28 protein-coding genes, 1 tRNA gene and 1 pseudogene are annotated in these 25,832 nt (G+C 41.0%); 3 read left to right on the forward strand and 27 right to left on the reverse strand.

What is annotated here, in order from left to right; all coding sequences use genetic code 11:
- From AB5754_RS09980 to AB5754_RS10005, 6 genes and pseudogenes are all read right to left on the reverse strand, one after another.
- Positions 1-250, reverse strand: a pseudogene (locus AB5754_RS09980) (phospho-N-acetylmuramoyl-pentapeptide-transferase); the annotation flags it as partial.
- A 26-nt stretch (positions 251-276) separates the two neighbouring features.
- Positions 277-2,472, reverse strand: a complete 2,196-nt coding sequence (locus AB5754_RS09985) for a penicillin-binding transpeptidase domain-containing protein (protein ID WP_368250875.1) — start codon at positions 2,470-2,472, stop codon at positions 277-279.
- Complete coding sequence (ftsL, locus tag AB5754_RS09990) at positions 2,473-2,871, reverse strand: cell division protein FtsL (RefSeq protein WP_311833117.1); 399 nt, start codon at positions 2,869-2,871, stop codon at positions 2,473-2,475.
- Between the two features lie 4 nt (positions 2,872-2,875).
- The gene (gene rsmH / locus AB5754_RS09995) at positions 2,876-3,844 is read right to left on the reverse strand and encodes a 16S rRNA (cytosine(1402)-N(4))-methyltransferase RsmH (RefSeq protein WP_368250877.1); all 969 of its coding nucleotides are present in this window, start codon (positions 3,842-3,844) and stop codon (positions 2,876-2,878) included.
- 21 nt (positions 3,845-3,865) lie between these two features.
- Positions 3,866-4,297, reverse strand: coding sequence for a division/cell wall cluster transcriptional repressor MraZ (gene mraZ / locus AB5754_RS10000; protein WP_311833389.1), 432 nt, complete (start codon positions 4,295-4,297; stop codon positions 3,866-3,868).
- 165 nt (positions 4,298-4,462) lie between these two features.
- On the reverse strand, positions 4,463-4,831 hold the full coding sequence (locus tag AB5754_RS10005; RefSeq protein WP_368250878.1) for a DUF3397 domain-containing protein: 369 nt from the start codon (positions 4,829-4,831) through the stop codon (positions 4,463-4,465).
- Positions 4,832-5,010: 179 nt separating this feature from the next.
- Here AB5754_RS10005 and AB5754_RS10010 point away from each other — a divergent pair, with 179 nt between their 5' ends.
- From AB5754_RS10010 to AB5754_RS10020, 3 genes are all read left to right on the forward strand, one after another.
- Entirely contained in the window at positions 5,011-5,967 is a 957-nt protein-coding gene (locus AB5754_RS10010) for a magnesium transporter CorA family protein (RefSeq protein ID WP_368250879.1), read from the forward strand.
- Between the two features lie 82 nt (positions 5,968-6,049).
- The gene (locus AB5754_RS10015) at positions 6,050-6,163 is read left to right on the forward strand and encodes a DUF4044 domain-containing protein (RefSeq protein WP_311833113.1); all 114 of its coding nucleotides are present in this window, start codon (positions 6,050-6,052) and stop codon (positions 6,161-6,163) included.
- Between the two features lie 216 nt (positions 6,164-6,379).
- On the forward strand, positions 6,380-7,492 hold the full coding sequence (locus AB5754_RS10020) for a DUF3137 domain-containing protein (protein ID WP_368259572.1): 1,113 nt from the start codon (positions 6,380-6,382) through the stop codon (positions 7,490-7,492).
- A gap of 78 nt (positions 7,493-7,570) precedes the next feature.
- On the opposite strand, the gene recN is transcribed toward AB5754_RS10020, so the two are convergent.
- From recN to AB5754_RS10125, 21 genes are all read right to left on the reverse strand, one after another.
- On the reverse strand, positions 7,571-9,256 hold the full coding sequence (recN, locus tag AB5754_RS10025; RefSeq protein ID WP_368250883.1) for a DNA repair protein RecN: 1,686 nt from the start codon (positions 9,254-9,256) through the stop codon (positions 7,571-7,573).
- A 17-nt stretch (positions 9,257-9,273) separates the two neighbouring features.
- A complete protein-coding gene (locus AB5754_RS10030; RefSeq protein WP_368250884.1) occupies positions 9,274-9,720 on the reverse strand; it encodes an arginine repressor in 447 nt (148 codons plus the stop codon).
- Positions 9,721-9,834: 114 nt separating this feature from the next.
- Entirely contained in the window at positions 9,835-10,650 is an 816-nt protein-coding gene (locus AB5754_RS10035; RefSeq protein WP_311833109.1) for a TlyA family RNA methyltransferase, read from the reverse strand.
- Positions 10,651-10,658: 8 nt separating this feature from the next.
- Positions 10,659-11,540, reverse strand: coding sequence for a polyprenyl synthetase family protein (locus AB5754_RS10040; RefSeq protein WP_368250897.1), 882 nt, complete (start codon positions 11,538-11,540; stop codon positions 10,659-10,661).
- Positions 11,540-11,761, reverse strand: coding sequence for an exodeoxyribonuclease VII small subunit (locus AB5754_RS10045; protein WP_311833108.1), 222 nt, complete (start codon positions 11,759-11,761; stop codon positions 11,540-11,542). The genes AB5754_RS10040 and AB5754_RS10045 overlap by 1 nt, the downstream gene beginning before the upstream one ends.
- 24 nt (positions 11,762-11,785) lie before the next feature.
- On the reverse strand, positions 11,786-13,117 hold the full coding sequence (xseA, locus tag AB5754_RS10050; protein ID WP_368250886.1) for an exodeoxyribonuclease VII large subunit: 1,332 nt from the start codon (positions 13,115-13,117) through the stop codon (positions 11,786-11,788).
- Positions 13,118-13,135: 18 nt separating this feature from the next.
- The gene (locus AB5754_RS10055; protein ID WP_368250887.1) at positions 13,136-13,978 is read right to left on the reverse strand and encodes a bifunctional methylenetetrahydrofolate dehydrogenase/methenyltetrahydrofolate cyclohydrolase; all 843 of its coding nucleotides are present in this window, start codon (positions 13,976-13,978) and stop codon (positions 13,136-13,138) included.
- A 185-nt stretch (positions 13,979-14,163) separates the two neighbouring features.
- Entirely contained in the window at positions 14,164-14,607 is a 444-nt protein-coding gene (nusB, locus tag AB5754_RS10060) for a transcription antitermination factor NusB (protein WP_311833105.1), read from the reverse strand.
- Positions 14,600-15,025 carry an Asp23/Gls24 family envelope stress response protein gene (locus AB5754_RS10065; protein WP_311833104.1) on the reverse strand — a complete coding sequence of 142 codons (426 nt, stop codon included), beginning with the start codon at positions 15,023-15,025 and terminating at the stop codon, positions 14,600-14,602. Before AB5754_RS10065 ends, nusB begins: the two co-directional genes overlap by 8 nt.
- Before the next feature lie 17 nt (positions 15,026-15,042).
- A complete protein-coding gene (efp, locus tag AB5754_RS10070; protein WP_311833103.1) occupies positions 15,043-15,600 on the reverse strand; it encodes an elongation factor P in 558 nt (185 codons plus the stop codon).
- A gap of 157 nt (positions 15,601-15,757) precedes the next feature.
- Entirely contained in the window at positions 15,758-16,825 is a 1,068-nt protein-coding gene (locus tag AB5754_RS10075; RefSeq protein WP_368250899.1) for a M24 family metallopeptidase, read from the reverse strand.
- Between the two features lie 88 nt (positions 16,826-16,913).
- Positions 16,914-17,147, reverse strand: coding sequence for a GlsB/YeaQ/YmgE family stress response membrane protein (locus AB5754_RS10080; protein WP_311833101.1), 234 nt, complete (start codon positions 17,145-17,147; stop codon positions 16,914-16,916).
- Positions 17,148-17,386: 239 nt separating this feature from the next.
- Positions 17,387-17,764 carry a DUF956 family protein gene (locus AB5754_RS10085; protein ID WP_311833100.1) on the reverse strand — a complete coding sequence of 126 codons (378 nt, stop codon included), beginning with the start codon at positions 17,762-17,764 and terminating at the stop codon, positions 17,387-17,389.
- Between the two features lie 99 nt (positions 17,765-17,863).
- Complete coding sequence (locus tag AB5754_RS10090) at positions 17,864-18,775, reverse strand: PTS system mannose/fructose/sorbose family transporter subunit IID (RefSeq protein ID WP_368250890.1); 912 nt, start codon at positions 18,773-18,775, stop codon at positions 17,864-17,866.
- A gap of 21 nt (positions 18,776-18,796) precedes the next feature.
- Positions 18,797-19,609 (reverse strand): PTS mannose/fructose/sorbose transporter subunit IIC, encoded by an 813-nt coding sequence (locus AB5754_RS10095; RefSeq protein WP_311833098.1) that lies wholly within the window; start codon positions 19,607-19,609, stop codon positions 18,797-18,799.
- A 23-nt stretch (positions 19,610-19,632) separates the two neighbouring features.
- Positions 19,633-20,622 (reverse strand): mannose/fructose/sorbose PTS transporter subunit IIA, encoded by a 990-nt coding sequence (locus AB5754_RS10100; RefSeq protein WP_311833097.1) that lies wholly within the window; start codon positions 20,620-20,622, stop codon positions 19,633-19,635.
- Between the two features lie 71 nt (positions 20,623-20,693).
- Positions 20,694-21,197 carry a mannose/fructose/sorbose PTS transporter subunit IIB gene (locus tag AB5754_RS10105; protein WP_311833387.1) on the reverse strand — a complete coding sequence of 168 codons (504 nt, stop codon included), beginning with the start codon at positions 21,195-21,197 and terminating at the stop codon, positions 20,694-20,696.
- 153 nt (positions 21,198-21,350) lie between these two features.
- Positions 21,351-24,227, reverse strand: coding sequence for a sigma-54-dependent transcriptional regulator (locus AB5754_RS10110; RefSeq protein WP_368250891.1), 2,877 nt, complete (start codon positions 24,225-24,227; stop codon positions 21,351-21,353).
- 357 nt (positions 24,228-24,584) lie between these two features.
- A tRNA-Glu gene (locus tag AB5754_RS10115) sits at positions 24,585-24,656 on the reverse strand.
- A 75-nt stretch (positions 24,657-24,731) separates the two neighbouring features.
- Positions 24,732-25,274 (reverse strand): N-acetyltransferase family protein, encoded by a 543-nt coding sequence (locus AB5754_RS10120; protein WP_368250900.1) that lies wholly within the window; start codon positions 25,272-25,274, stop codon positions 24,732-24,734.
- Positions 25,275-25,307: 33 nt separating this feature from the next.
- The coding region (locus tag AB5754_RS10125; RefSeq protein WP_368259573.1) for a hypothetical protein at positions 25,308-25,832 on the reverse strand (525 nt) is incomplete at its 5' end.

Here is a 25,832-nt window from a genome sequence, read left to right on the forward strand (position 1 = left end):
GAATAAAGACACCAGTGGTCAATTGCTTTTGCCACGCTGCCACCCAAATGCCAGTTAATAAAGTGGCGACTAAAAAGACCACCCCACCCATAGTGGGAGTACCAGCTTTCACATTGTGCCATTTAGGCCCTTCTTCACGAATTTCTTGTCCAAATTGTTTCATCCGAAAATAACCAATGAATAATGGCATTACGGAGAATGTCATGGCAAAACTGCTCACAACGGGGATAATCATCTGTGTCCATTCCATTTTCAAAACTCCTCAATAATTTACTTCTATTCCAAAGTGAAGGTTAACGGGGTATCGCTTATGGCTTCATAAGGTTGCAGGCTTTGACTAACGCAGTAGCCCTCTCCTTCAAACTTCACTTCAACATCAAACAATTTTCCTAGTTTCATCAAATCTGCTTTCGACCAACCAGTAACATCTGGCATATAAAATTCTGAGCCATTTGTTTTAAAGATTAATTTTTCAGAAGGCAACAGCTTAGTGCCTTGTTCTGTCGATTGAGCTGCTACTTTGTCGCCAGTGCCGATTACCACGGGCACTAAGCCGTTACGAGCAGTATCTGCTGCCGCAGTATCCACATCAAGTTCTCGGTAATCTGCTACTTTAATCTGTTCTTCTTCTTTTTCGTCCACAACGGCCTCATCAGTTTCATTTAAATCCATGGCCCGTTTCATCAGCGGATTCGCAATATCACCTAAAGCTTTTTGGGTCCAATGTTCCGGCCGCTTAATGGTCAAATACAAGATGTATTCTGGATTTTCTGCCGGAATCATTTCCACAATGGAGTAAAGATAATCCGTTTCACCAGTGTAATAAGTTCCGGTGGTGGCATCATAAATTTGGGCGGTTCCGGTTTTGGCCGCGATGTTGTAATCATCCACAGCATAGACACCATAAGCAGACCCGTAATTCTCGCTTTGAGTTACGTCGATCATATATTCCCGCACTTTTTGGGCAGCTTCGGCAGTCACCGGATTTCCCACCACTTCGCTTTGAAAAACTTTCTCTTTATTACTATTGGTATTCACAATTTTGGAAATATACTGAGGCTGGAGCATCTTACCATCATTGGCAATGGCTGTAAAAGCTCGCATCATTTGAAAGTTCGTGACGTTTACTGCTTGTCCAAAGGCACTCATCGCTTGGTCCACTACGTTATCAGTAGGTAAGCTACCTGCATTTTCACCATAAAGTCCCGAGTAAGTGCTTTGACCAAATCCAAAATGTTGTAGATATTGAGGCCAAACTTTGCTCATCCGTTGTTCTAAAAGGACCATTCCCACGTTAGAAGACCAAGAAAGAGCTTGACGCATGGTCAACGTTCCTTTTTCACCAAAGTCGTGGTCGTTAATCGTAGTATCTGCCACTTTAGTGGAGCCAGAAACAAAGGTTTCATTCTCATTAAAAATCCCTTCATCAATGGCCGCAGCAGTAGTCATCAGCTTCATCGTAGAGCCGGGTTCATAATGGTCTTCAACTAAAAGGTTCATCCAAGTACTATCGTCGTTTAAACCTTCCTTAGTTTCCGGATTAAAGCTAGGACGCTGAGCTAAGGATAGGACTTCTCCAGTTTTTGCTTTCACCAACATAGCCGTCATGTTTTCTGGATTGTATTCTTTATAGACAGTATCCATTAACGTCTCCAAGTAAGATTGCAAACGACTGTCTAAGGTGGTGTAGATATCTTGCCCATCTTTAGCCGGAGTTTCTTCCGCGACAGTTCCCGGTAATGGATTTTGGAAATTATCTTGTTGATAAACAACTTTTCCATCCGTTCCTTTTAGAATATCGTCATAGGCCGATTCCAATCCCATCTTACCTACGACGCTTTCTTTGCCATCTTTGGCTTCGGTATCCGTATAGCCGATAAAGTGAGAAGAAAAGACACCGTTTGGATAGATCCGGTTGGGGTGCTCATCAAAGTATAAGCCGCCGATATTTTGTTTTTTAAAAAGTTCTTCTAATTTTTGCTTAGTTTCTAAGCTGAGGTTTTTGGTTTCTGTCGTTAATTCAATTTGGAAAGCTTTATTTTTCACGCCTGCTTTTAGTGCTTTGACAATCTCGGACTTCTTAGAACCTAACTCTGCGGCAAAGATTTCCCCAATGGCATCAAAGTCCTTTTCTTGGGCATAGAGCTTTGTTTTACCAGAAACATAGGAATCATCCAATATGATATAAATTGAATAAGAAGTGGCATCTTCTGCAATGACCACCCCATTGCGATCATAAATCGTACCTCGTTTTGCTTTTACTACTTCTGAACCTTGATACAACTTCTCGGTATTCTCTTTTAATGAGTTGCCACCAATTTGTCCACCAAAAACGATATAACCTAGTCGAATGGCAAACAAAAAGAGCAACCCAATACTCGTAGCAAAGAGAAGAATCCCTACTTTTTTGCGATTGCTCGTTGGTGTGGAATTTTTTTTGCGAAAATAATTTCTGATTCGGTTAAACCTCATTTACTTCACTGTCCTCAAATTGTCATCCTTGATTTTCAATCCTTGCTTTTCAGCAATTTCTTTGATGCGCTCTGTTTTGGAAAGTTCAGCCTTTTCTTGATCCAGGCGGACTTTTTCTTCTTTTTGTTGACTTGTTTCAGCCTCGATTTGCGTAATATCATGTTCCAATTGACTAATATCAGTTCGCACATAAATCGTTAAAAGAGCCAGAGCGATCATGGACACAACCAAAATACTCCCAATAATTTTTTCCAGGCGGCTCACTCGTTTTAAGCGGCGAGCAGGAGAAGCAGGAATCCGAATAATATCCGGGCGTTTTGGCGGCGTTTGAACAGGCAGTTCTTCATTTGGGTCTGTTTCATAGTGATAATCATATTCTTGAATCTTTACTTCTGCCATGTAACTACGCTCCTTCTAACTGCTCTTTAACCTTCTCCGCCACCCGCAATTTAGCACTGCGAGAGCGATTGTTTTCTGCTAATTCCGCTTCACTGGCTACCAGTGGCTTGCGGTTGATAATTTTTAAGATTGGCTGATACTCCTCTGGTACCACCGGCAATCCCGGCGGTAAGTCTTGAGGCGTGCTGTATTCTTTAAATATATTTTTAACAATTCGATCTTCTAAGGAATGGAAAGTAATTACGCTGATGCGCCCTTGGTAAGCCAATAACTCAATAGCTGACACTAAGGAATCTTCCACAGCTCCCAGTTCGTCGTTTACGGCAATTCGCACTGCTTGGAAAATCCGTTTAGCGGGATGTCCCCCTTTACGGCGAGCCGGCGCAGGAATGGCCTCTTTAATCAACTCCACCAATTCTCCAGTAGTTTTAATTGGTTGCTGTTTTCGTCGTTCCTCGATTTTTCGAGCAATCTGTTTGGAAAATTTCTCTTCTCCATAACGGAAAAAAACTTTTACCAATTGATGGTAATCATATTCATTAATCAAATCATAAGCGGAAAAAGTCGCACTTTGATCCATACGCATATCTAACGGGGCATCTTGATGGTAACTAAAGCCGCGTTCAGCTTCATCTAATTGAGGAGAAGAAACCCCCAAGTCGTACATGATGCCATCGACTTTTGTGACTCCAAGTTCTGCCAACGCTTCTTTTAAATAGCGAAAATTTTGTTTGACAAAAGTAACTTGTCCGGCTTCCACATATTTTGCTAAGCGAATTTTGGCATGATCAATGGCCTTTTGGTCTTGATCAAAGGCATAAAGATGACCACTAGAATCTAATTGGCTAAGAAGATACTCACTGTGACCGCCACCACCTAAAGTACAGTCAACATAAACGCCTCCAGGTTTTATCGCCAGGCCGGCTACTGTTTCTTTTAGCATAACGGTATAATGTTGAAATTCCTCGCTCATCGCCTAGTGCCTCTTTCTAGTTTACAAACCAAAATCTATCATTGTTTCAGCAATTGCATCAAAGTTTTCTTCCGCTTCAACTGCAAAAGCTTGCCATTTTTCTTCATCCCAAATTTCAATTCGATTGGCCACACCGGTAATGACACAATTTTTGGTCAAATTGGCGTGATTTCGTAATGTTTGGGGAATGTTGATACGACCTTGTTTATCAATTTCGCATTCGGTCGCAGCAGAATAAAAGAAACGCACAAAAGTTCGGGCGTCTTTTTTGGCTAGAGGCATTTCATTGAGCTTTTCCTCTAACTTGTTCCACTCTGAATTGGGGTAGCCAAACAAACAGCCATCCAATCCTCTGGTGACAACAAACTTCTCTCCTAGTTGTTCCCGTAGTTTGGAAGGTACAATTAGGCGGCCTTTGGCATCAATTGTATGTTGAAATTCGCCCATAAACATCGCCAAATAACCTCCTGTCTCCACCAGATATACACAGTCTACCACAATCCCCCACTTTCTACCACTTTTTCTATAAATGACAAAGGGAACTTGTTTGACTTTTTTTAACCATTTAGGAAACAGGTGTCATATTAAGCTTTTAGCTGACTAAAAAAGCGCATTTTTTTATAAATAAAGTACAATATCCATCACAATTAACAAGCCATACGTCAGCATACTAAACAAGAAAGTTAAGCGCCAAAACATCTTAAAGAAACGCTTATAGGTGATTTCACCATAATAATAGGCTTGAAAAACCACTAAAAGGATACCTAAAAGCAAGATGGAAATGGCTAAATAAGGTAAAATAGACAGTGAAAAGGCATTTTGAGATAGTTGGTGCATGCCAAACCACAAGAAAGGTATCGCCACATCCGGCCCTTTAATCTGGTATTTTTTATTCAAAGACAAGGCTGACACTAAAAATACCGAAGCAAAAAGTACAATAACAGGAAAAACATACCAAAGAATCATAATAGGTGAAAAAGTTGTCATGGTGGAATCCTTTCTAAAGATGAAAATGGCTTTCATCCTTTTCAAACTAAATTTACTATACTGTATTATCATTACACTGATGTTTCAGTTCTTTTAAAAGTTTATACCGTTACAACGCCGATATAAAGAGTTTTTTAAGGACTCTTACACATTTCTTATGGAGATAAAGGAGAATCGTTATGATTGATTACTACGCCTTAGATGGTGAATGTTTACGAAAAGCAAATAAAGACGGTGAAGATGTGTCTTGGATTCATCTGGCAAAGCCGACTTCAGCAGAGATAACCATGGTTTCCAAGCACTATCAACTCCCTAAAGATTACTTAACTGCCGTACTAGATGATGTGGAAACCGCTCGCTTGGAAGGTGACCCTAAACCCGACCATAAACGGCCACTGCTCTTTGTCTTGGAATTTCCCTTTGTTACCACTAGTGCTAGTGGTTATTTACAATACAATACGTATCCTTTGTCATTAATCCTCTTACCAGATCGGAAATTAATTACTGTTTCAAACCACAAGCCACCTTTTTTCGATAAACTTTTTAGCAACCCAGTCAAAGAAAACGATCTGACACCGAAAGTCAATATTTTTCTAAGTCTTTTGTGGGAACTGACATTTAGCTACAATCGCCATCTGGAAGAAATCAACCAACAAGTCAATCAACTAGAAGCTAAAATCAGAGTGGCTACAGAAAATGAAAGTCTCTATCAAGTGATGGATATCCAAAAAAGCTTGGTCTTTTTTCAAGAGTCCACCAGTGCCAATTATGAAGTATTAAAAAAGCTTTTCACCGCAGATAGCTTAGATGATCGCCATAGTTTTCGCAATCATCTCCACGATATTTTGGTAGAAACAAGACAGTCCATGACCACTTCTCGAATTTATTTAAAATTGGTTAGCCAAATGACAGAGATGTTTTCGGCTATCGTTTCTAATAACTTGAACAATATTATGAAGATTTTAACTTCATTGACTATTGTTTTAACGATCCCAACGATTATCGGCGGTCTTTTCGGTATGAACGTCAAACTTCCTTTTGCCAGTCTGGATATAGCATTTCTTCTAATTACTTTGGGGACCATCGTCCTTTGTGTAGCGGTGATTCATTATTTAAGAAAGAAGAATCTTTTGTGAATTTTGACTAGCATCCCTTGCAGTAATTTGTGAATGCGGGTACACTGTTACTTGCAATCACAGACAAAGGATGGAAAGCGAAATGAATGAAAAAAAGACCAGCACTTTTTCTAAAATTACCAAAGTCTTCATTTGGACGATGCTTTTATTAACTATTGGCGGCGTAGTCCTAACTGCATTAGTAAGCATCTTGTAATCAACCGATAATTAACCAAAAAAAGGCGGAACAAACTCGTGAAGCCAAACATAGTCTAAAAAAAGTTCGAAAGTCTCCCCTTGGCTTTCGAACTTTTTTTGTTTTATTTTTTGAAAGCTCCTGCTCCTTGCTTTTTAAAGTTATCAATGTCACTTAAAATTAAAAAATGCTATAATTTGATTAACATAATATTAAAACAAGAAAAGAGGGAGTTTCATGGAACGGGTACGAAGTTATTTCGATTTTTCAGAAATAGACACTTGGGAAAAAATATGGCGCATTATTCGAGTTAGTTATGTTATCTTGATTTTTTTGGTTACTATGTTTTTCGGCTTCCTCAGTGGCCTGCAATTCCTCGTTCTCACCTTGCCGCTTTTTATTATTTTACTTATTAAAAATTTAGATCACAACTTGAAAAACATGACGTTACAATCAGCAGATGTAGATTCTGTAAAACAAAAATACGCACTACTTGCCAAAATAAAAAAATGGTGTTTCGGACTAATCCCATTCTCTCTATTGGCTGGTCTTATTGCGCAGACTACTTTACCAAAACCATTTAATCAAATTGCTTTTTTCGCCTATAGCTTTGTAATAATTATTGGAATTACGTTTTATCAACTTTTATCCTTAGATGAACGAAAACAAAATGCTGATGCAGACTACGGCGAAAAAATACTTTTGCCTTTATTGAAAAAACGTTTTACAAACGTCATCTTTGATCCCGAAGAAAAAATTGATGAGTCTATCATTACGAACAGTCCTATTTTACCAAGTTTCAGCCTTTATTCTGGAAAAAATCTTATCCAAGGAGAGTATGAGAATCGAAGTTTTCGTTATGGTCACGTAAGACTTTGCAAGCGTAAAGTCCGTTATGATGATAACAACTCGCCTGAAGAAAGCTACGAGGAAATATTCAATGGAGGTTTTCTACTACTGCCTCTCCAAGAAATGCCAGCAGCACCTTTGCAAATCATATATCGAAATAGCTATTCAAAACGCAAGCAAAGAAAATACTTTGCAGATGATGCGGTGACACTAGAAAACGAAGCATTTAACAACGTTTTTATTGTAACCTGTAAAAATCCTGAAGCAGCTCAAAATTTTCTAACTCCAGAAGTCCAACAAACACTACTAATTATCGACAAAAAAGTTGACCATCCTCTAAATTTGGCTTTTTTGGACAATCAGCTACAAGTGAATTTAAATGATAAGGATTCATTATCGGTCAAAGATTTTAAAAATATCGAAAAAGAGAAAGCGGCAATGTCACAGTATGTGGATCGCTTACAGACTGTGATTAAATTATTAGTCAAAACTTTTAACTAGGCAAAGACAAATCAAATAACGAGAATCCGCTCTGTATCACATAAGCGGATTCTCGTTATTTAGTTAGGATTCATTTCACTACTTTGCTAAATGCCCTGCCATACTCAATAATTCCCGGGCATGTTCAATAGTCAAACTGGTCACTTCCGCTCCAGCTAACATTCGTGCAATTTCTTGCACTCGTTCTTCAGCGCTTAACTGCTTCACTTTGGTTTGCGTACGGCCTTTAGTGACAGCTTTTTCAATTTCATATTGATAATTGGCCACCGCCGCTACTTGAGGCAAATGGGTAATACATAAAACTTGGGACCCGTGAGCAATTTTGGCAATTTTTTCCGCAATGGCTTGGGCTACCCGTCCGCTGACTCCAGTATCCACTTCATCAAAGATAATACTAGTGATGCCTTGGTTTTGGGAGAAAGTGGTCTTTAACGCTAATAAAATCCGAGACAATTCTCCACCAGAAGCGACTTTTACTAAAGGACGTAACGGTTCTCCTGGATTTGCTGAAAGATAAAAGGCCACTTGATCGAAGCCGTTTTCCGTTAAGCTAGGGGTTTTCGTAAATTCCACGGCAAATTGAGTATTGGCCATATAAAGTTCTTTTAACTCTTTTAAGATGACTTGCTCCAAACTATGGGCAATTTTTTTCCGACGATTGTGTAATTCTTTGGCAGTCGTGGTTAAACTGTGTTCTTGTTTTTTTAATTCTGCCTGTAATTGTTCTAACTGACTATCAGAGTCACTGTAGTTAGCTAGTTCTTGGGAAATTTTTTCATAATAAGCCAAAACTTTAGGAATGGAATCACCGTATTTACGCTCTAGCTGACGAATGAGTTCCAAGCGCTGGGTAACAGTCTCCAGGCGCTCTTCATCTAATTCCAAAAAGTCCAACTGCCGGGAGACCTCTCCCGTAGCGTCTTGCAGTAAGTAATAGGCACTTTGCAAATTTTCCAAAATACTTGCATAAGCATCATCTAAGTCTGCTACTTCTTGTAGCGAAGCAATAACACTAGCCAGTTGATCCACAGGACTTGTGGTAGACTCTGCTAATAGTTGATGGCTTTGAGCCAGTGTGTCCACGATTTTTTGGTAATTCGCTAATTTGGAACGCTCTTCTTCTAAAGAGGTTGCTTCATCAGGCAAAAGTTGAGCTTGGGCAATTTCTTCTTGTTGAAAACGCAACATGTCCAAACGTTGAACAAAGGATTGCTCATTGGTCTGAATTTTGTGCACTCGCTTTTCCAACTGGCGAAATACTTGGTAGTCTTTTTCATAAGTTTGACGTAATTTTTGAAAGCTGGCATCCCCAAAGGCATCAATTAAAGCCAGATGTTGCTCTTCTTGTAAAAGTTCTTGGTGTTCATTTTGGCCTTGAATGTCCACTAAAAAATTACCAATTCTCCGTAAGTTGGCCAGATTCATACTACGCCCATTGACCCGACAAATATTTTTACCACTGAGTAAAATATCCCGTTGTAAGATCAGCGGGTCTCCGGTTTCACTTTCCACACCTAGTTCTTCTAATAACGCCAATAAAGCCGGCTGCTCTGGCAAATCAAAGAGACCTTCTAAACGACAGCGCTCCGCTCCTTGGCGAATATAATCCACTGAGCCTCTAGAGCCTGCTAAAAGTCCCATGGCATCAATAATAATCGATTTCCCCGCCCCGGTTTCCCCAGTTAAAGCAGTCATACCTTTATGAAAATGCAGATGCAGTTTTTCAATTATCGCAAAGTTTTCAATGGTTAATTCCAGTAGCATGTTTCTCCCTCCTAAACCTACAAATAATGCTGAAATTCAGCCAGGAGTTCTTGGGCCGCAGCTTCTGTTTTGGCAATCATCAAGATGGAGTCATCATCATTTAAAATGGCAAATAATTGTTGTTTATAGCGGCGATCCAAAAGATTGCCGATTGCCGCAGCATTTCCTGGTAACGTCTTTAAAATGACAAACTTATCCATCACATCAACCGACACAAAGGCATCCTTTAATAATTTGGTTAGTTTGGCACCAATATCCTCAACAGTTTCCGCCGGCAAGCTGTAACGATACCCGCCATCAAAGGGTATTTTCACTAGTTTTAATTCTTTGATATCGCGAGAAATGGTGGCTTGAGTCACCATGATGCCCCGTTCCTTCAACAACCCCACAAAATCTTCTTGTTTTTGGATGTTCTTTTCATTTAGCAAACGGGTAATCAAGCGATGACGCTCTTTTTTTCTCATCTAATCTGCTCCTATTCATAACTATTCACGAACTACCTTATCATACCTTATTTTTATTCACAAAGAAAGAAAGCTCCCAGTAAAAAACTGGCAGCTTTATGAAAATATAACGGATTATGTCAAGCTTTCGTGGGCTATTTTGACTGTTTTTTGAATGTCGATTTTTTTTGCCACTTGTCCTGAGCCCTGGACTTTTTGCATTAACAATAAAAACTCGATATTGCCTTCTCCTCCTGTAATCGGAGAGAAACTTAAGTCTACTACATCAAAGCCTGTGGCAAGAGTGAAATCAATAATTTCGGTGAGTACTTTTTCATGGGTAGCCGCTTCTCGCACAATGCCATGTTTGCCCACTAGTTCTTTACCAGCTTCAAACTGGGGCTTCACTAAAGCCATGGCAAAACCACCGGGAACTAAAATTTCATGTAGTGGGGGCAAAATCAATTTCAACGAGATAAAAGAGACATCCATAGTGGCTACTTCTGGTAAGCCTTCTGTAAAATCACTGGGTTTACTGTAGCGGAAATTTTGTCGCTCCATGACGATCACTCGAGGATCTTGTCGTAATTTCCAAGCCAATTGATTATAGCCCACATCTAGCGCGTAACTTAACTTCGCGCCATTTTGTAATGCCACATCGGTAAAACCTCCCGTAGAAGCACCGATGTCCAACAAGATTTTATCACGGACACTAAAGTCAAATTCCTTTAACGCTTTAGCAAGCTTCAACCCACCACGGGAAACATAGGGCATGACTTCCCCTTTTACCCGCAGCAGACTATCAGCAGGAATCTTTTCTCCCGGCTTATCCAAGCGCAAATTATTTTTTTCCATTACGACTAAGCCCGCCATTACGCCGCGCTTAGCTTTTTCTCTCGTCTCAAACAGCCCTTGTTGTACCGCTAAGACATCTACACGTTCTTTTTTCATGGTTTTCCTCACATTTCAAACTTTGCCAAAAGCTCCTGAAGTAAGCTCGTATCAAAGGCATATTCCTGACTCATAGTCGTTAATTTTCCTGAAGCTTGTGCTAATTCAGCAGCTAAGGCTTTTTTAGCTTCTTCTAGACCTAGTAGTCCAGGATACGTATTCTTTCCTGCCACAGCGTCGTGCCCTGTTGTCTTGCCCACTTCTTCTGGGGTTGCCACAACATCTAACAAATCATCGCGAATTTGAAAAGCCAATCCCACATGTTGGGCCAATTGTTCGAGCACGGTTAAGACCGCCGGATCTTGCTGAGCCAAAATTCCTCCAGCCAGTAAAGAAAAAGTCAATAAATCTCCTGTTTTTCGGCGATGAATGGCTGCTAGTCCCGCTAAATCCAACTGCTGACCTTCCCCTTGAATATCTGCCACTTGACCTGCTACCATACCTTTTGCCCCGGCTTTTTCAGCGAGTAGTTGTAACAACAACAATTTTTCTGAGGCCGGCACTTGAGCCCGGCTCAATAGATGAAAAGCTTCCGTTAACAAACCATCGCCAGCTAAAATTGCCAAAGCTTCCCCATAAACTACATGATTAGTCGCTTGCCCACGACGTAACGTATCATCGTCCATTGCCGGCAAATCATCATGGATTAAAGAATAGGTATGAATCATTTCTAACGCTGCTGCCGTTTGATAAGCCCCTGTGGTAATTTCTTTTTGAAAGCCCGCCACCACTGCTAAAAGTAATAAGGGACGCAGGCGCTTGCCACCAGCTTTCACCGAATAATTCATAGCTTCTAGTAAAATGGGTTCACTCGTCTGCTCTTGCAGAAAATTCAACAATTCTTTTTCCACTACTGGTAGGTGTTTTTCTTGAAAATCAGCTAAAGCCATCATGCTTCTTCCTCTTCAAAGGGAACTTCCTGATTGTTTTCATCCATCATTTTGGTTAAAGTTTGTTCTGCTTTTGTCAGGGTATCTTGGCATTGTTTGCTTAAAACCATGCCTTTTTGGAAAGCTTCCAAGGCATCTTCTAACGGCACATCTCCTTTTTCCAAGCGATTAACGATTTGTTCTAATTCTTGCAATGATTCTTCAAAGGTTGCTTCTGTCATGTTTTCACTCCTCTTTTAACTCTTTTAAGCTTCTGGTGTTTCAATAATTTCGGCAGTAACTTGTCCTTTGGCAAAATGAATCGCCACTTGGTCGCCCAAAACCAGTTGCTCCGGACTTTTTACCACTTGCTGATCCTTTGTTAGATAGGTATAGCCGCGGCCCATGATTTTTAAAGGGCTCAATAAATCTAAGGACTGCACCGTATTGGCAAAAGTCTGTTTCTTATTTTCTACTACATATTGGATTTGTTGGTTTAGTTGTTTGGTTAAATAGGTAGTCGTTTGTTTGGCTTCCCGCACTTGATTTAACGGGCTAGCTTGCACAAAGCGACTAGCTAATTTTTGATAGCTGCGCTCTTCCTCATGAAGCCTTTGTTGTATACCTTGAAGCATCCGCTGGGTGAGCTGATCCAATTTCAAAGACTGGGCTTCATATAAACGACCGGGATCTTTAAAGACATAGGAAGCAATTGCCCGTTGGTAACGCTCGTTTTTTCTTTGAAGTTGCAAGACAAAAGCTTGTTGCAAGCGGGCCTCCAATTGTTTAATTCGCAAAAGTTCCTCTGTTAAAACCGGCACTGCTAATTCTGCAGCTGCGGTAGGAGTAGCGGCTCTCACATCTGCCACTAAATCAGCAATGGTCGTATCCGTCTCATGGCCTACAGAAGAAATTACTGGAGTTTTGGCATTAAAAATCGCCCGAGCCACCCGTTCTTCATTAAAAGGCCAGAGATCTTCAATGGAACCTCCGCCTCGACCGATAATCATCGTATCAAAATTGCCAAGTTCTTCTACTCGTTGGATATTTTTTACCAAATCATCTGCAGCCTTATCCCCTTGAACTACTGTTGGAAACAAGACCAACTGGGCAATGGGATAGCGCCTTCTAGTGGTAGTGATAATGTCCCGAATTACCGCACCGCTGGGACTGGTGATTACGGCGATGCGTTTCGGGTAGCGTGGCAAAATTTGTTTTGGCGCAGAAAACAGACCTTCTTTGGTCAGTTTTTCCTTTAGTTGCTCGAAAGCCTGATAAAAAGCGCCCACTCCATCTGGCTGCATTTGCTCCACGTAGATTTGATAATTCCCACTGGACTCAAACAGGGAAATCCGTCCCACTACTAAGACTTTCATTCCTTCTTCCGGACGAAACTTCACCTTATTAAAAGCACTTTTGAACATTACTGCGGAAATTTTTGCCCCATCATCTTTTAAACTAAAATACTGATGATTGGCCCGCAGGCGAAAATTGGAAATTTCACCGGTTAAAAAAACCCGTTCCAAATAAGGATCTGCATCAAATTTTCGTTTTAAGTAGCGAGTCAAAGCCGTTACGCTTAAATACTCCTGAGTCAACAATTTCACCTAATTTCTTTAGCTTTGATTTGCACTATTAATCGTTTGATACATCAACATCGTAATGGTCATCGGCCCCACGCCCCCGGGAACTGGTGTAATAAAGCTCGCCACTTCACTAACCTCATCAAACTTCACATCCCCGATTAACTTGCCATTTTCATCTCGGTTCATGCCCACGTCAATCACCACAGCCCCATCTTTGACAAATTCCTTGGTGACAAAATGTCCTTGGCCAATCGCTACCACTAAAATATCCCCTTGACGACAGATTTCTTTTAGGTTTTTAGTTTTCGAGTGCGTCACTGTCACCGTGGCATTTTGCCCTAAAAGCAAATGAGCCATGGGTTTGCCCACAATATTACTGCGACCAATCACTACCGCATTTTTCCCGGTTAAATCGATATTATAGTATTCAAACATTTTCATAATGCCATAAGGCGTGCAAGGGATCATCTTTGGTTGTCCCGTAAATAGCGCCCCTAAATTTAAAGGATGAAAGCCGTCTACGTCTTTTTTGGGATCAATGGCTAAAAGCACCTTGTTCTCATCAATGTGTTTTGGTAATGGTAACTGGACTAAAATGCCATGGAACAGAGGATCTTCATTGTAACGCTGAATTTCTGCGAGCAATTCACTTTCCGTAATATCAGCTGAGTAACGTTCCACCTTGGAATGAATGCCAATTTTTGCCGCCACCCGATCTTTATTGCGAACATAGACTTGGCTAGCTGTATCTTCTCCCACTAACAATACCACTAGCCCAGGAATAATCCCCCGCTCTTTTAATTCTGCTACTTCGTTTTTCATCTGTTCTTGCATCAGATTCGCTAACTGTTTCCCATCGATTAATTCAGCCATTTAAAACACCCTTCCCCCGCCAAACGGCAGTTTTCATTTTACTTATTCTAGCACAGGGGAGAATTTTACGAAACTTTTCTTGCATCTTACAATCAAAAATAAGTTGATTTTCTGCTGATGGCCTTGTACTTTCTCACCATTTTACTCAGCAAAAAGAGCCTGAGACATATCCCAAGCTCCTCTCTTTATGCTTCTTGTTCTTGATTGATCTTTGATAGTAACCCATTGATAAACTTCCGCGATTGATCGTCGCTAAAGGTTTTTGCTAGTTCAATTGCTTCGTTCATAGCTACTTTGTTTGGTACGCTTTCTTCAAAGAGCATTTCATACAAAGCAATTCGCAAAATTGCCAAATCCATTTTAGAAAGACGGCTTAAGCTCCAGCCTTTTTTCAAATGGCCTTGAATCAATTCATCTAATTGCCCTTTATGAACACAAACACCTTCTACTAAGCGGTCTAAATAAGCTGGCACAAAGTTTTCTTGTTCTTCATCCAACATGTCAGAATGCTCTAGTTCAATAGCGTGGCGGATTGCATCTTGCTTGGACAAATCCGCATTAAAATCCAAGGGAAATAAAGCTTGCAAAGCCATTTGACGCATCAGATGGCGGGAAATCTCTTTAGTCATGTTCTTCCTCATCTTCTCCAAATAATTCATCCAAGTCTGGCGTTTCTAATTTTTCAGGTACTACCGCAACTACGTGAACATTGACTTCTGCCAAAGCCACATCGGTCATAAACAATACTTGTTCTTTCACTCGTTCTTGGATATTCATAGCGACTTTCGGTACCGAAACGCCATATTTAATATAACAGTACAAGTCTGCTTTCACGCCGGCTTCATCGATATTTAAATAAACGCCTTTCCCGTGAGCAGAACGACCTAATAATTCCGTTACGTTATTAGCAAAAGTCCCTTGCATTTCATAAACACCATCAACTTTTGATGCCGCAATACCGATAATGACTTCAATCACTTCCGGTGCAATAACGATTTCGCCTAATTCTTGATTGCTTCCCAATACCAGATTTTTTTCATCTGTCACTCGAAATTCCTCCGTTTCTATGCGCGGGATACGTATGATCCGTCCGCAGTATTTACAATTAATTTGTCTCCAGGATTGACAAAGAATGGTACGTTGACAATTAATCCTGTTTCCATGGTAGCTGGTTTGGAACCGCCAGAAGAAGTATCTCCTTTGATATTCGGGTCGGTAGCTTCCACCGTTAGCGTAACTGTATTGGGTAGGTCAACACCGAGAATTTCAGAGCCGTACATGATGATATTGACTTCCATATTTTCCAACATGTATTTCAATTCTTCTTCAATTTGTTCACCAGGAATTTCGATTTGCTCGTAACTTGCCATATCCATAAAGACATAACTACCCGCACTTTCATACAAGTATTGCATTTTACGATTGTCAATTTGAGCTTTGGCAACTTTTTCCCCAGCCCGGAAAGTCTTTTCTTGAACCCCACCGGTCCGTAAGTTTTTAAGTTTTGAACGAACGAAGGCCGCTCCTTTACCAGGTTTCACATGTTGAAATTCCACCACGCGCCAAATGTCGCCATCTACCTCGATGGTCAAGCCGGTTTTAAAATCATTTACTGAAATCATGGCCATCCTCCTTATTAGATTTATCAGTACCTCTACAAGGTTTTCTACGTCTTAGTTTATCATTCTTTTGGCTGTTAAGCTATACAAAACCACTCTTGGCACTTCTAGCACTCACAGGCAAAGGAGAAGAGGCCCTAGGTGCTGGCCTCTTAAAACATTACAAGATGATCAATTCTTTTGTGGCATGAGTCAAAGCACGATTGCCATCTGGCGTAATCAGTAAATCATCTTCAATTCGCACCCCACCAATACCCGGTAAGTAAATTCCCGGTTCATCGGTAATCACGTTGCCTGCTACAAACTCCTTATCGGCTCTAAAGGAAACATTGGGCCCTTCGTGAATCTCTAAACCAATTCCATGGCCCGTAGAATGTCCAAAGGCTTCTCCGTAACCGGCTTGTGCAATGTGATCGCGCGCGACTGCATCTAATTGAATACCAGTCATCCCCGGTTTTGCTTCTTCTAACACTTTTAATTGAGCTTCTAAAACGATTTGATAGATTTCTTTTAACTGACTGCCAGGATCACCAATGGCAAAAGTCCGGGTCATATCGGATACATAACCTTGGTAATAACAACCAAAGTCCAATGTAATTAAGTCTCCTTGCTCAATCACTTTACTAGAAGCGACTCCATGAGGCATTGCCGAGCGCAAGCCAGAAGCCACAATCGTATCAAAAGAAACACTGGTTGCGCCTAATGAACGCATAAAGAAATCCAACTGATTGGCCACTTCGATTTCTGTCATTCCCGGCTTAATCATTTTTAGTACATGTTCATAACCTTGATCTGCAATGGCACAGGCTTTTTCAATTAAAGCAATCTCTTTCTCATCTTTCACTTCACGTAAGCTTTCGATCAGGCCACTGACGGGGATCAACGGTGTTTCTTCCAATAGTTCTTCCAACACCGTATAATCAGCAAAGCTCACATGACTCTCTTCAAAAGCCAAGGCATTGATTTCTTCTTGTTCACATAATTTCGCTACTTCATCAAAAATCGGACCGCTATTTTTTACAATTTCAAAGCCTTGTGCTTGGGCAGCAGCTTGTTCGGTATAGCGGAAATCCGTCACAAAAAAAGCTTTGTCCATAGTAATCACCGCAAGCCCGGTAGTGCCAGTAAAGTTGGTTAAGTAGCGCAAGTTATAAGGACTAGTAATTAAAAAGCCATCTACTATTTCTTTTTTCATTAAGTCCCGTAGTTTTTCTACTCGTAACGTCATCTGATCAATTCCCTCTTTTCTTGTTTGATTCATCTCGTTCATTATAGCAAAGTTCTCCCTTTCAGGAGCACTCTGTTTGATTTCTCCTTTAATTTTTACGGCCAAAGAAAAAGCTAATCACAGCCACAAAAATTACCCCACCTAAAATAGAGGGAATTAAAGCCATCCCTGCTAATTGTGGGCCCCAGCTACTAAAGAGGCTTTGCCCAATAAAAGAACCCACTAAGCCAGCTACGATATTAAATAAACACCCGCGTTTTTCCCCGGTAATCGCCCCGGCAATTGCACCAATAAGCGCACCTACAATCAATGTCCAAAGCATTTGATCATCTCCTTTTCTTAAGAATAACACAACCTCAACCTCTCGGCTAAAAGAAGCCTTTCGCAAAAGGCGTTCTCTTTGACATCTTTTACTTTGGCTCGGTGTATGAAGATTCCTTCTGTCGCGAATTTTTTTATTCCTATATTTCCTTGAGCAGTGTGATAGGACATTCGCTATTTATCCCTTGGGAATGATAGGTGTCACACCTCTTCCCAATTCTAAAAAAAATTCGCGCACAGCTATTTGCTGCCCGCGAATTTGGCTTTGACGCCTCGTTTGATCACTTGGAAAAAATTCAAGGAACGTACCATGCGTTCTTCTGGAATATACTCACGCACTGCCCTCAAGACTTTTTTTGGTTCTTTCGAGGAAAAGGTAAAAGTGCCATTTTTCTTCGTCCGAATAGCGTAACGAGGAATCCACTTACCGCCAAACAGCACAGAAGCAATCACCACATCTACTTCCTCCCAAGGAATCTGGATATATTTTTCAGCAGAACGATCATTGTAAAATTCAAAGGCGTGATCGCCCACCATAATCTTGCCGTACTCACTTAACCCCATAAATGAAGTGGCATCGATGCTTAGATCTACTTTCGTATTTAATGATTCAACCATTGGGCTTTCCTCCTTTTTATTCAGTATACGTTTTTTGTATTTTTTTGTCACGATACCTATGTAAAAGGGGCCTTAAGTAAGGCCCCTAAAAAAATGTTCTTACATCAAGCCGATTACGTGGAAGCCAACCCCGATTACGAACAAACCTAAGATAATGATGATTGGAGAAACTTTTTTCTTCAATAACCACATGCAAAGGAAGGTTAATAACAAAGCTGCCAAACCAGGAATCAAGGAATCCAAGTTGTCTTGCAAAGTCTTCGTTTGAACATCAGTTAAAGACAAACCGCTAGCAAAGTCAGAGATGGCCTTACGAATACCTTCCGTACCAGCTGGAAGACTTTCCCAGTCGATATAAGCTCCTTCAGACAATTTCACTTCAGAAACTACTGGAGTGAATTTCACATTTACCCAGCGTTCTACTAAAGCCCCTAGGACAAACATCCCTAAGATAGATGCGCCTTTGGTTACGTCTTGCAATAAACCACCGGATAAGTCATCGGTAATTTTAGAACCCGCTTTATAGCCGAATTCTTGAGTGTACCACATAAATGCCCAGCGAATAATGTTCCATGCTAAGAAGAAGATGATTGGTCCTAAAATACTACCAGTTAAAGCAAGAGATGCACCAAGGGCACCTAGCATTGGACGAACGGTAAACCAGAACACGGGATCCCCGACACCGGCCAAAGGACCCATCATGCCGACTTTAACCCCTTGAATCGCTACATCATCAACCGGTGCACCATTTGCTCGTTCTTCTTCCAGAGCTAATGTAACCCCCATGATTGGAGAAGCGATATATGGGTGGGTATTAAAGAATTCCAAGTGACGTTTTAAAGCCGCTGCCCGGTCTTCTTTAGTTGTGTATAATTTTTTAATCGCAGGAATGATGGCATAACACCAACCACCATTTTGCATCCGCTCATAGTTCCATGAACCTTGAATGAAGGTAGAGCGCCATGCTACGGCCATACGATCTTTTTTTGATAAAGTAATCTTTTCTGCCATTGTTTTTCTCCTCCTTCAAGATTAATAGTCGTTCAAAATATCGCCTAATGGATCCCCTGTGTTGCCAGAACCACCAGAACCAGAACCGCCACCAGATTTAGACAAGTTCAAGTAGATGAAGGCCATAGCTACTGCGATAACCCCTAGTGCGATTAATGTTAATTCAGAAATTGCAGCTACTGCAAAACCAATTGCGAAAAATGGCCAAACTTCTCTGGTTGCCATCATGTTGATAACCATGGCATAACCAACGGCTACGACCATCCCACCACCGATTGCCATACCATCAGTTAACCAAGCAGGCATCGCTTGTAGGAAGTTTTGTACAGTTTGTGCTGGGATAAACAATAGCAAACCAGCTGGTAATGCAATCCGCACACCTTGCATGATGATTGCAATAATATGCCATAATTCAATTTTACGATAGTCCCCTTCTTCAGCGGCTTTATCCATAATGTGAACAATTGGCACAGCCAATGTACGTACCACCATGGTTAATGCCAAACCGGCAACAGCTAAAGGAACGGCTACGGCAATGGCAGAAGGAATCCCTGCTTCACCTTGGCCACCTAATACTAAAATAATTGCAGATGCAACAGATGCCAACGCAGCATCTGGTGCTACGGCTGCCCCAATATTTGCCCAACCTAAGGCGATCATTTGTAAAGAGCCACCAAGCATGATGCCTACTGTTAAGTTTCCTGTTACCAACCCGATTAATGTACATGCCACTAGTGGTTGATGGAATTGGAATTCATCCAAAATCCCTTCCATACCAGCTAGAAAGGCTACTAGAATTACCAATATCACTTGAATCGCATTTAAATCACTCATGATATGTTCTACCTCCTATTTGATTATTTTGCTGCTAATTCTGCTTTTGCTTTTTTCAAGATTTCATCCATATTGTCTTTAGAATCATTTGGCACTTTCCGTACGTCAAAAGTGATTCCTTTGTCTTTCATGGTTTCGAATGCTTTCACATCGTCATCTCCCATGGACAATACTTTACTTACTACAACTTTTCCTACAGAGTGAGCCATTGAACCAACGTTAACTTCTTTAATGTCAACGCCGCCGTCTACAGCCCGTACTACGTCTTGTGGATTTTCAAACAAAAGCAAGGCTCTAGTATCACCAAAACGAGGATCTTTTGCGACTTCAATCATTTTATCCACTGGAATAACATTGGCTTTAACACCTGGAGGAGCAGCTTGTTCGATTAATTTCTTACGCAAATCATCTTTTGCTACTGCATCCGATACTACGATAATCCGAGATGGGTTAACTGATTTAGTCCATGCAGTCGCAACTTGTCCGTGCAACAGACGAGAATCAATTCGCGCTAAGACATATTTGATATGTCCATCGCCTAGAACAGTTCCTGGAGCAATCGCGCCTTGAACTGTTGGCGCTGCGGCTGTAGCTGGTGCAGCTTCAGCTGGTTCCAAAGATTCAGGCTTAATCCGTACCCCTTCTTTTGCAGTTTCCAAGATATGAGCCGCAATTTCTTGGGCTTTTTCCATGGAGAACCGAGATGCATAGGCTTCAATCACCATTGGCAAGTTCATGCCGGCAACGATTGCCCATGTATCTTTATGTGCTTCAAACAGACTGTTCGCCTGATTGAAAGGTGTGCCGCCCCACAAGTCTACTAAAAACAAGACTTCATTCTGGTCATCGAAAGTGGCAATTGCAGCTTCCATTTTGGCTTTGATATCATCGGGGCCTTCTGAGGGCATCAAAGTGACCGCTTTGACATTTTCTTGTTCTCCAAAAATCATAGATCCGGATTGCAAGATGCCTTCAGCAAACTCCCCGTGACTCGCTAGGATAATTCCTACCATTTGTCTACCTCCTATTTCATATTTTCATTAAAAATAGCTCGTGAAAGAAAGAATAATAGCAATTTACGAGACTATTGTAATGACGATTTGGTTTTGTCCTTGTCTAACAGTTCAATCAAGTTTACCTGACGATCGCTAGGTACTTTGCGAACTTCTAAGGTAATACCTTGGTTAGCAAGGTAATAAAATGTTTGAATGTCCCTTTCATCCACTGAGATGAAATTGGTAATCATTCGTTTGCCGGCAATAAAGCGCATGCCACCAATATTCACCCTGTGAAGTACTACCCCATTACGCACTAAAGCCGCTACATCTTGAGGACGAGTGAATAAAAGCATAACTTTTTCATGGGCCAACAATTCGGAAAAGAAAAGCTGAATCATTTTTTCCACAGTGAGAACATTGACATTAATACCTGGCGGTGCAGCTTCCGTTAACAAAAAGCGACGCAAAGGATCACTAGCGACTTCATCACTAACTACTAAGATTCGGTTAATTGCCGTTTGTTTGGACCAGACGGTGGCGACCTGACCATGGATCAGGCGATCATCAATCCGTGCCAAACGAATGTCCATCCCCATAGAATCCCTCCTTTTCCAGCCACTTAATATAAAGCAAAAAGCGTGCCAACTCAAAAACGATACACTGGCGTTCTTTAGGCTTTCTTAAAGAACACAAAAAGACACACTACTCGATACAGTGTATCATACTGTATCGAGTAGTGTGTCTTAGTCAAAGAAATCATGGGCAGGAACTTCTTCTTGATGAGATTTCAAGTTTAAGATTTCCAATAAGTAATACTCTTCTGCCACAGGAATTTCCAAGCGCAACAAGCGTTCAAAAGATTGTACATGAAGATGCAACCGCTCATAAAACACATCAGTAGTCACAAACTCTGCTTGTTCTTTCGTAATGGTTAAAGGTTCTTTCAATAAAACGCGTTCGATCATTCCCGCCACATGCATGGCCAAATTAATCAATAAAGCTCGTGTATCCCCTTTAGGTCCATAGGCTTCAACTAGCTCTGTCACAAAATCCCAAATAATTGGAAAAAGCTTTCCTACATTAATGAATGTAAAGTTCTCTTCCATATAACTCTTAGCTGTTTCTTGCAGATCTTGATCCTTTTGTTTTAAGTTTTCTTCTGCAAGGTTACTGCCACTTAAGAGTTGATTTAACAACGCTCTCACATCTGTAGCCAAAAACTGATCTAAAGGAATAAAAGGAGCGTTAAGTTTTGGGTCGACAATTCCTGTGGACGCAATAATCTGGTAGTCTGCTTCTAGTTTAGGCAATTTGCTTGATAAATCTGCCACCGATTCCGTCAAAATTGCTACTTCTTGTAATTGCCGTTGCGTTAAAGCCCGCTGAATAATTTCTTTAATGCGCATGGCAGTTCCTTCCCCAGAAGCACAAATCGCCAAAATCGCCGGTGCTTTTTCCAAAGTGCTGACTGTTTTCACCACTTCGCCACTGCCGTATCCATTAAAAGAACGCAAGCTTTCGTAGATACTCTCCAAATCACTACCTAAAACCGAAGCCTTGCGCACTGCCTCTAAAACTAAGGCCGTTGTGACCATGTCAATGGTACGCACGGCAATCCCAGTATTGCGGGTGATGGTCTCACTAAAAGTCGCTAGAGAACCCATATCCACCAAAAGTAACACCCCACCACCTTCTGAAACTTCGCTAGTTGCTTGTTGAATTTTTTCTAGCGCTACTTGAGGGGGCATATCCAAAGGCATGTCCACTCCTTTTACATGATCTGCTCCGAGTAGCTGGGTTACCACCCGCACCATGCTCGTGGCAGTAGAATCTCCGTGGGCTGCTACCACGACGCCGATTTTGCCTTCTTTTTGATTGGCAGCCAGAGAAATTAAGAGCACTGCCAAATAGTAATCTTCACTGGCGGGAATCACCACTTGAAAGACTTGAGCTAAATAGTTCCGAATCTTTTGCGCCACAGCAAACTCTTCTGGATAATCTGCCACCATTTGCCGGATGTTGTCATTAGTATGACGCTCTTCTCCTGTGGCTAATTTCTTCAAAAAAGAACTGATGTGCAAACTCATGGCGTAGAGAAAATTTTGTTGCAAATCATATTGCAAGTGCTCACTGACCATCTCATAGATGTGATTGGTAGTCTCGATGATTTTTTCGTCCACAAATTCCGCAAGCTTATTGTCCGCGTTAAAGGTAAAGCCGTGGTCTTTATAAAAAGACTTCAAGTGGATATTAATATCTGTAGAAATAAATTGATTAATCGCTTCTTGATCCAATCCGTCTGCTTTTAACAACGAAGCTTTGTCCCCAATAATGTCATAAAGATTATAAGGCAATTCATAGGAATCTGTGGTAATTTCAGGAGTACCTAAGCGAGGATCAATCGACAGTTTTGGTTCCAAAATTTTGGAAAGTTCACCATTTTTTTGCCGATCTTGAGTTACCGTAACTACGCCAGAACGAATCCCTTCTGGAATGTCCTCAAAGCTAATGGTGATTTCTTCATGATTCATATGATTCAAAAATCCTCGAGCACAGACCAGTTGGATATTGGATTTTAGCTGGCCAATATTCCCGTAGCTGACACTGCCAATTAAAGCTTTCACTACGTCTTGAGTGACCACAATCCGCCGTTGAATCCGACCCGCTTCTTGAGCAATCATCAGTTTTACTAAATCCACTTGTTCTTGAGGCGGACGCTTATTAAAAGCCGGCAATCCAATGCTAATGGGAATCCGACGCACAAAAGTGGCCAACAGACTAGAGCTAGGATCTTCTGTGGTGGCCCCAATAATGCGCACATCTGCCTGATGATTCTTACTGCTTTCTCCTAGACGGCTATAGGTACCGTGATCCATAAAGTAAAAAATCATTTCTTGGCCTTCTGGAGGCAGACGATGAATTTCATCTAAAAAGAGCATCCCTCCATCAGCTTGATCGATGATACCAATTTTATCTGCATCGGCTCCGGTAAAAGCCCCTTTCACATAACCAAAGAGATGACTCATTAATAACTCTGGATTGTTGGCATAGTCGGCACAGTTAAAGACGATTAACTCCCGGTCTGAAGCAATCACACCACTGTTGACTGCAAAGCGAAACATAGCATGGGCAAAATAAGTCTTCCCAGAACCGGTGGGACCGGTAATCAAACAATTCAATCCTTGGGGAGGATATAAAATTGCCGCTTTTGCCTGCTCCACTGCGCTGCGCATGCTCCCATTGACGCCAATAATCCGGGAAAAAATATCAATTTCATTTTTGGCAGAAATTCGTTGAGCCACTCGTTGATTTTCTGGCAAGAACGGACTGTCCGGTGACTCCTTATAACTCATCACATAGCGCTTATCAGGTAAATCTGGTTCATTCAAAAAAGAAGTCCGACCAATCGGAGCATCTTTTACTCCTAAAGGTAAATAACGCACCGGCCGTCCCGTTGTTTTTTGAATTTTACCCGCTCGTACTAACGCATTTAAATCCTTGCTGGCATTACTTCGTTGAATATCTAGAGCGCTAGCCACATCAAGGGTGGTCACCCCGGCTTCTATATCTTGAATTTCTTGTTCCAGAACAAAACGATACACTCGCTCCAACCGTTTCATGAATTCGCTCCTTCCCCGCTACGACCAACTATCTTCACAAAGCATTTTCACATTCCTCAGTAGCTTTGCCTGCTGTCATGAAATCCTTGTTTATTTTAAAAAAACTGAATCAACGTAAAACAATCTTTCTATCAAAGTACTAATCCAACAAAATATCCCTCATTACAGTAATTCCCCCGACATTCAGTATTCCGAATCTGTTCTTCTACGATTGCTTTAATCTTACTATTTTCCCAGATGAAAAGGCAACTTATTTCGCTTTCTGCCCAGTTTTCTGCCCAACAGGCTCTCTTTTAAAGAGTAAAAAAGATTGACAGGCAAGCTAAAAAGCTTACTCTATCAATCTTTTTCCTTCTATAGCCTGTACGGGATTCGAACCCGTGCCTCCACGCTGAGAACGTGGCGTCTTAACCCCTTGACTAACAGGTCATTTCAAGTACATTGCAATCATAGCACTTTCTGAAAAAATGTAAAATAAAATGACTTGCTAACAATGGGTTGATTTCAACTTTCTTTCAACTGAGGATAAGGCACAAAAGCCGTTGGCACTTGAGGAGGATGACCCAATGTTTTTTGTAACCATAAAACGTCTTGCCAAATGCCAAATTTATAGCCGATTTTAGGAAAACAAGCCACTTGTTCATAGCCTCGCTTTTCATGAAAACGAAGGCTAGCTTCATTCCCTGCCGTAATACAAGCAGTCAACGTATAAATTCCTTGCTTGGCTAATAAAACTTCTAAAGAATTGTATAACGCACTGCCTACTCCACAAGCCTTAGCTTGGGAATCCACATAAACAGTGACTTCACAACTCCAATCGTAGGCTTCACGAGATTTGTACACACCAGCATAGGCGTAACCTTGAATTTTTCCTGCTCTTTCGGCCACCAAATAAGGATAACGCAACAAGGTCTGTTTTATCCGCTTTTCAAAATCTGCCAACGTGGGAACTTGGTATTCAAAAGTAATCGTAGTTTCTTCCACATAAGGGCGATAAATTGCCAACAAGTCTTTTGCATCAGTTATCTTAGCTTCTCGAATCACAATCTCTTCCACAGCACAGCCTCCTAAATGATTGATTTATTTTTGCATAGAAGATGTGTCTTGTAAAGAGGTCTCTTTTAGTTTTGGTAAACTACACGCTATGTTTTGCAACAATTTTTTGCAATGAGAAACAGGTAGATTGTACTTTTTACCATACAAGTAGGTTTCATAGAAAACTGTTAACTCAATAAAATCCTTCAATTCTGGATAACGAGCTACGACTGTTTGACTGTAGTGAGTCAGCGTTTCTCCTGCACCTCGCGCAAGCTTTTTCTCCAAACGCTTCAATAAATAAGGATAGCCATAGTAGAAAGGGTCTTTAAACAGCATGGTAAGTAATAACAAGCATACCATCTCCCCATAACGATACACTAAAAAGAGCACGGCTAAGCACAATACTGTAAGAAATAGCCAAATAAAATTCTGAGACTTACTTGGTACCTCCTCCTCTTGATTATCTTCTGTTGGACTCTGATTGAGAGTATTGGTAGTCGTTTCTAAGGTAGTGCTCTCAACAGTTTCCTTGCTTTCAGTCATTGATGTACTAGCTTTTACTACAGG

The organism is Enterococcus sp. 2201sp1_2201st1_C11_2201SCRN_220225, from assembly GCF_040925905.1.
GTDB classification, from domain to species: Bacteria; Bacillota; Bacilli; order Lactobacillales; family Enterococcaceae; genus Enterococcus_C; species Enterococcus_C asini_A.

Coding starts and splice junctions, on each gene's coding strand:
- AB5754_RS10105 (WP_311833387.1), bottom strand. CDS start 21,197: ATGGACATTCGTTTGGCACGGATTGATGATCGCCTGATCCATGGTCAG.
- AB5754_RS10055 (WP_368250887.1), bottom strand. CDS start 13,978: ATGGCTGAATTAATCGATGGGAAACAGTTAGCGAATCTGATGCAAGAA.
- AB5754_RS10040 (WP_368250897.1), bottom strand. CDS start 11,540: ATGGCTTTAGCTGATTTTCAAGAAAAACACCTACCAGTAGTGGAAAAA.
- AB5754_RS10100 (WP_311833097.1), bottom strand. CDS start 20,622: ATGGTAGGAATTATCCTAGCGAGTCACGGGGAGTTTGCTGAAGGCATC.
- AB5754_RS10090 (WP_368250890.1), bottom strand. CDS start 18,775: ATGGCAGAAAAGATTACTTTATCAAAAAAAGATCGTATGGCCGTAGCA.
- recN (WP_368250883.1), bottom strand. CDS start 9,256: ATGCTACTGGAATTAACCATTGAAAACTTTGCGATAATTGAAAAACTG.
- AB5754_RS10005 (WP_368250878.1), bottom strand. CDS start 4,831: ATGACAACTTTTTCACCTATTATGATTCTTTGGTATGTTTTTCCTGTT.
- AB5754_RS10045 (WP_311833108.1), bottom strand. CDS start 11,761: ATGACAGAAGCAACCTTTGAAGAATCATTGCAAGAATTAGAACAAATC.
- AB5754_RS10075 (WP_368250899.1), bottom strand. CDS start 16,825: ATGACGTTACGAGTAGAAAAACTACGGGACTTAATGAAAAAAGAAATA.
- nusB (WP_311833105.1), bottom strand. CDS start 14,607: ATGACTAAAGAGATTTCCCGCCATCTGATGCGTCAAATGGCTTTGCAA.
- ftsL (WP_311833117.1), bottom strand. CDS start 2,871: ATGGCAGAAGTAAAGATTCAAGAATATGATTATCACTATGAAACAGAC.
- AB5754_RS10080 (WP_311833101.1), bottom strand. CDS start 17,147: ATGCTTTGGACATTGATTGTAGGTGCGCTTATTGGTGCAATTGCCGGG.
- AB5754_RS10110 (WP_368250891.1), bottom strand. CDS start 24,227: ATGAAACGGTTGGAGCGAGTGTATCGTTTTGTTCTGGAACAAGAAATT.
- AB5754_RS10035 (WP_311833109.1), bottom strand. CDS start 10,650: ATGAAAAAAGAACGTGTAGATGTCTTAGCGGTACAACAAGGGCTGTTT.
- efp (WP_311833103.1), bottom strand. CDS start 15,600: ATGATTTCAGTAAATGATTTTAAAACCGGCTTGACCATCGAGGTAGAT.
- AB5754_RS10095 (WP_311833098.1), bottom strand. CDS start 19,609: ATGAGTGATTTAAATGCGATTCAAGTGATATTGGTAATTCTAGTAGCC.
- rsmH (WP_368250877.1), bottom strand. CDS start 3,844: ATGAGCGAGGAATTTCAACATTATACCGTTATGCTAAAAGAAACAGTA.
- mraZ (WP_311833389.1), bottom strand. CDS start 4,297: ATGTTTATGGGCGAATTTCAACATACAATTGATGCCAAAGGCCGCCTA.
- AB5754_RS10010 (WP_368250879.1), top strand. CDS start 5,011: ATGATTGATTACTACGCCTTAGATGGTGAATGTTTACGAAAAGCAAAT.
- AB5754_RS09985 (WP_368250875.1), bottom strand. CDS start 2,472: ATGAGGTTTAACCGAATCAGAAATTATTTTCGCAAAAAAAATTCCACA.
- AB5754_RS10020 (WP_368259572.1), top strand. CDS start 6,380: ATGGAACGGGTACGAAGTTATTTCGATTTTTCAGAAATAGACACTTGG.
- AB5754_RS10085 (WP_311833100.1), bottom strand. CDS start 17,764: ATGGTTGAATCATTAAATACGAAAGTAGATCTAAGCATCGATGCCACT.
- AB5754_RS10015 (WP_311833113.1), top strand. CDS start 6,050: ATGAATGAAAAAAAGACCAGCACTTTTTCTAAAATTACCAAAGTCTTC.
- AB5754_RS10030 (WP_368250884.1), bottom strand. CDS start 9,720: ATGAGAAAAAAAGAGCGTCATCGCTTGATTACCCGTTTGCTAAATGAA.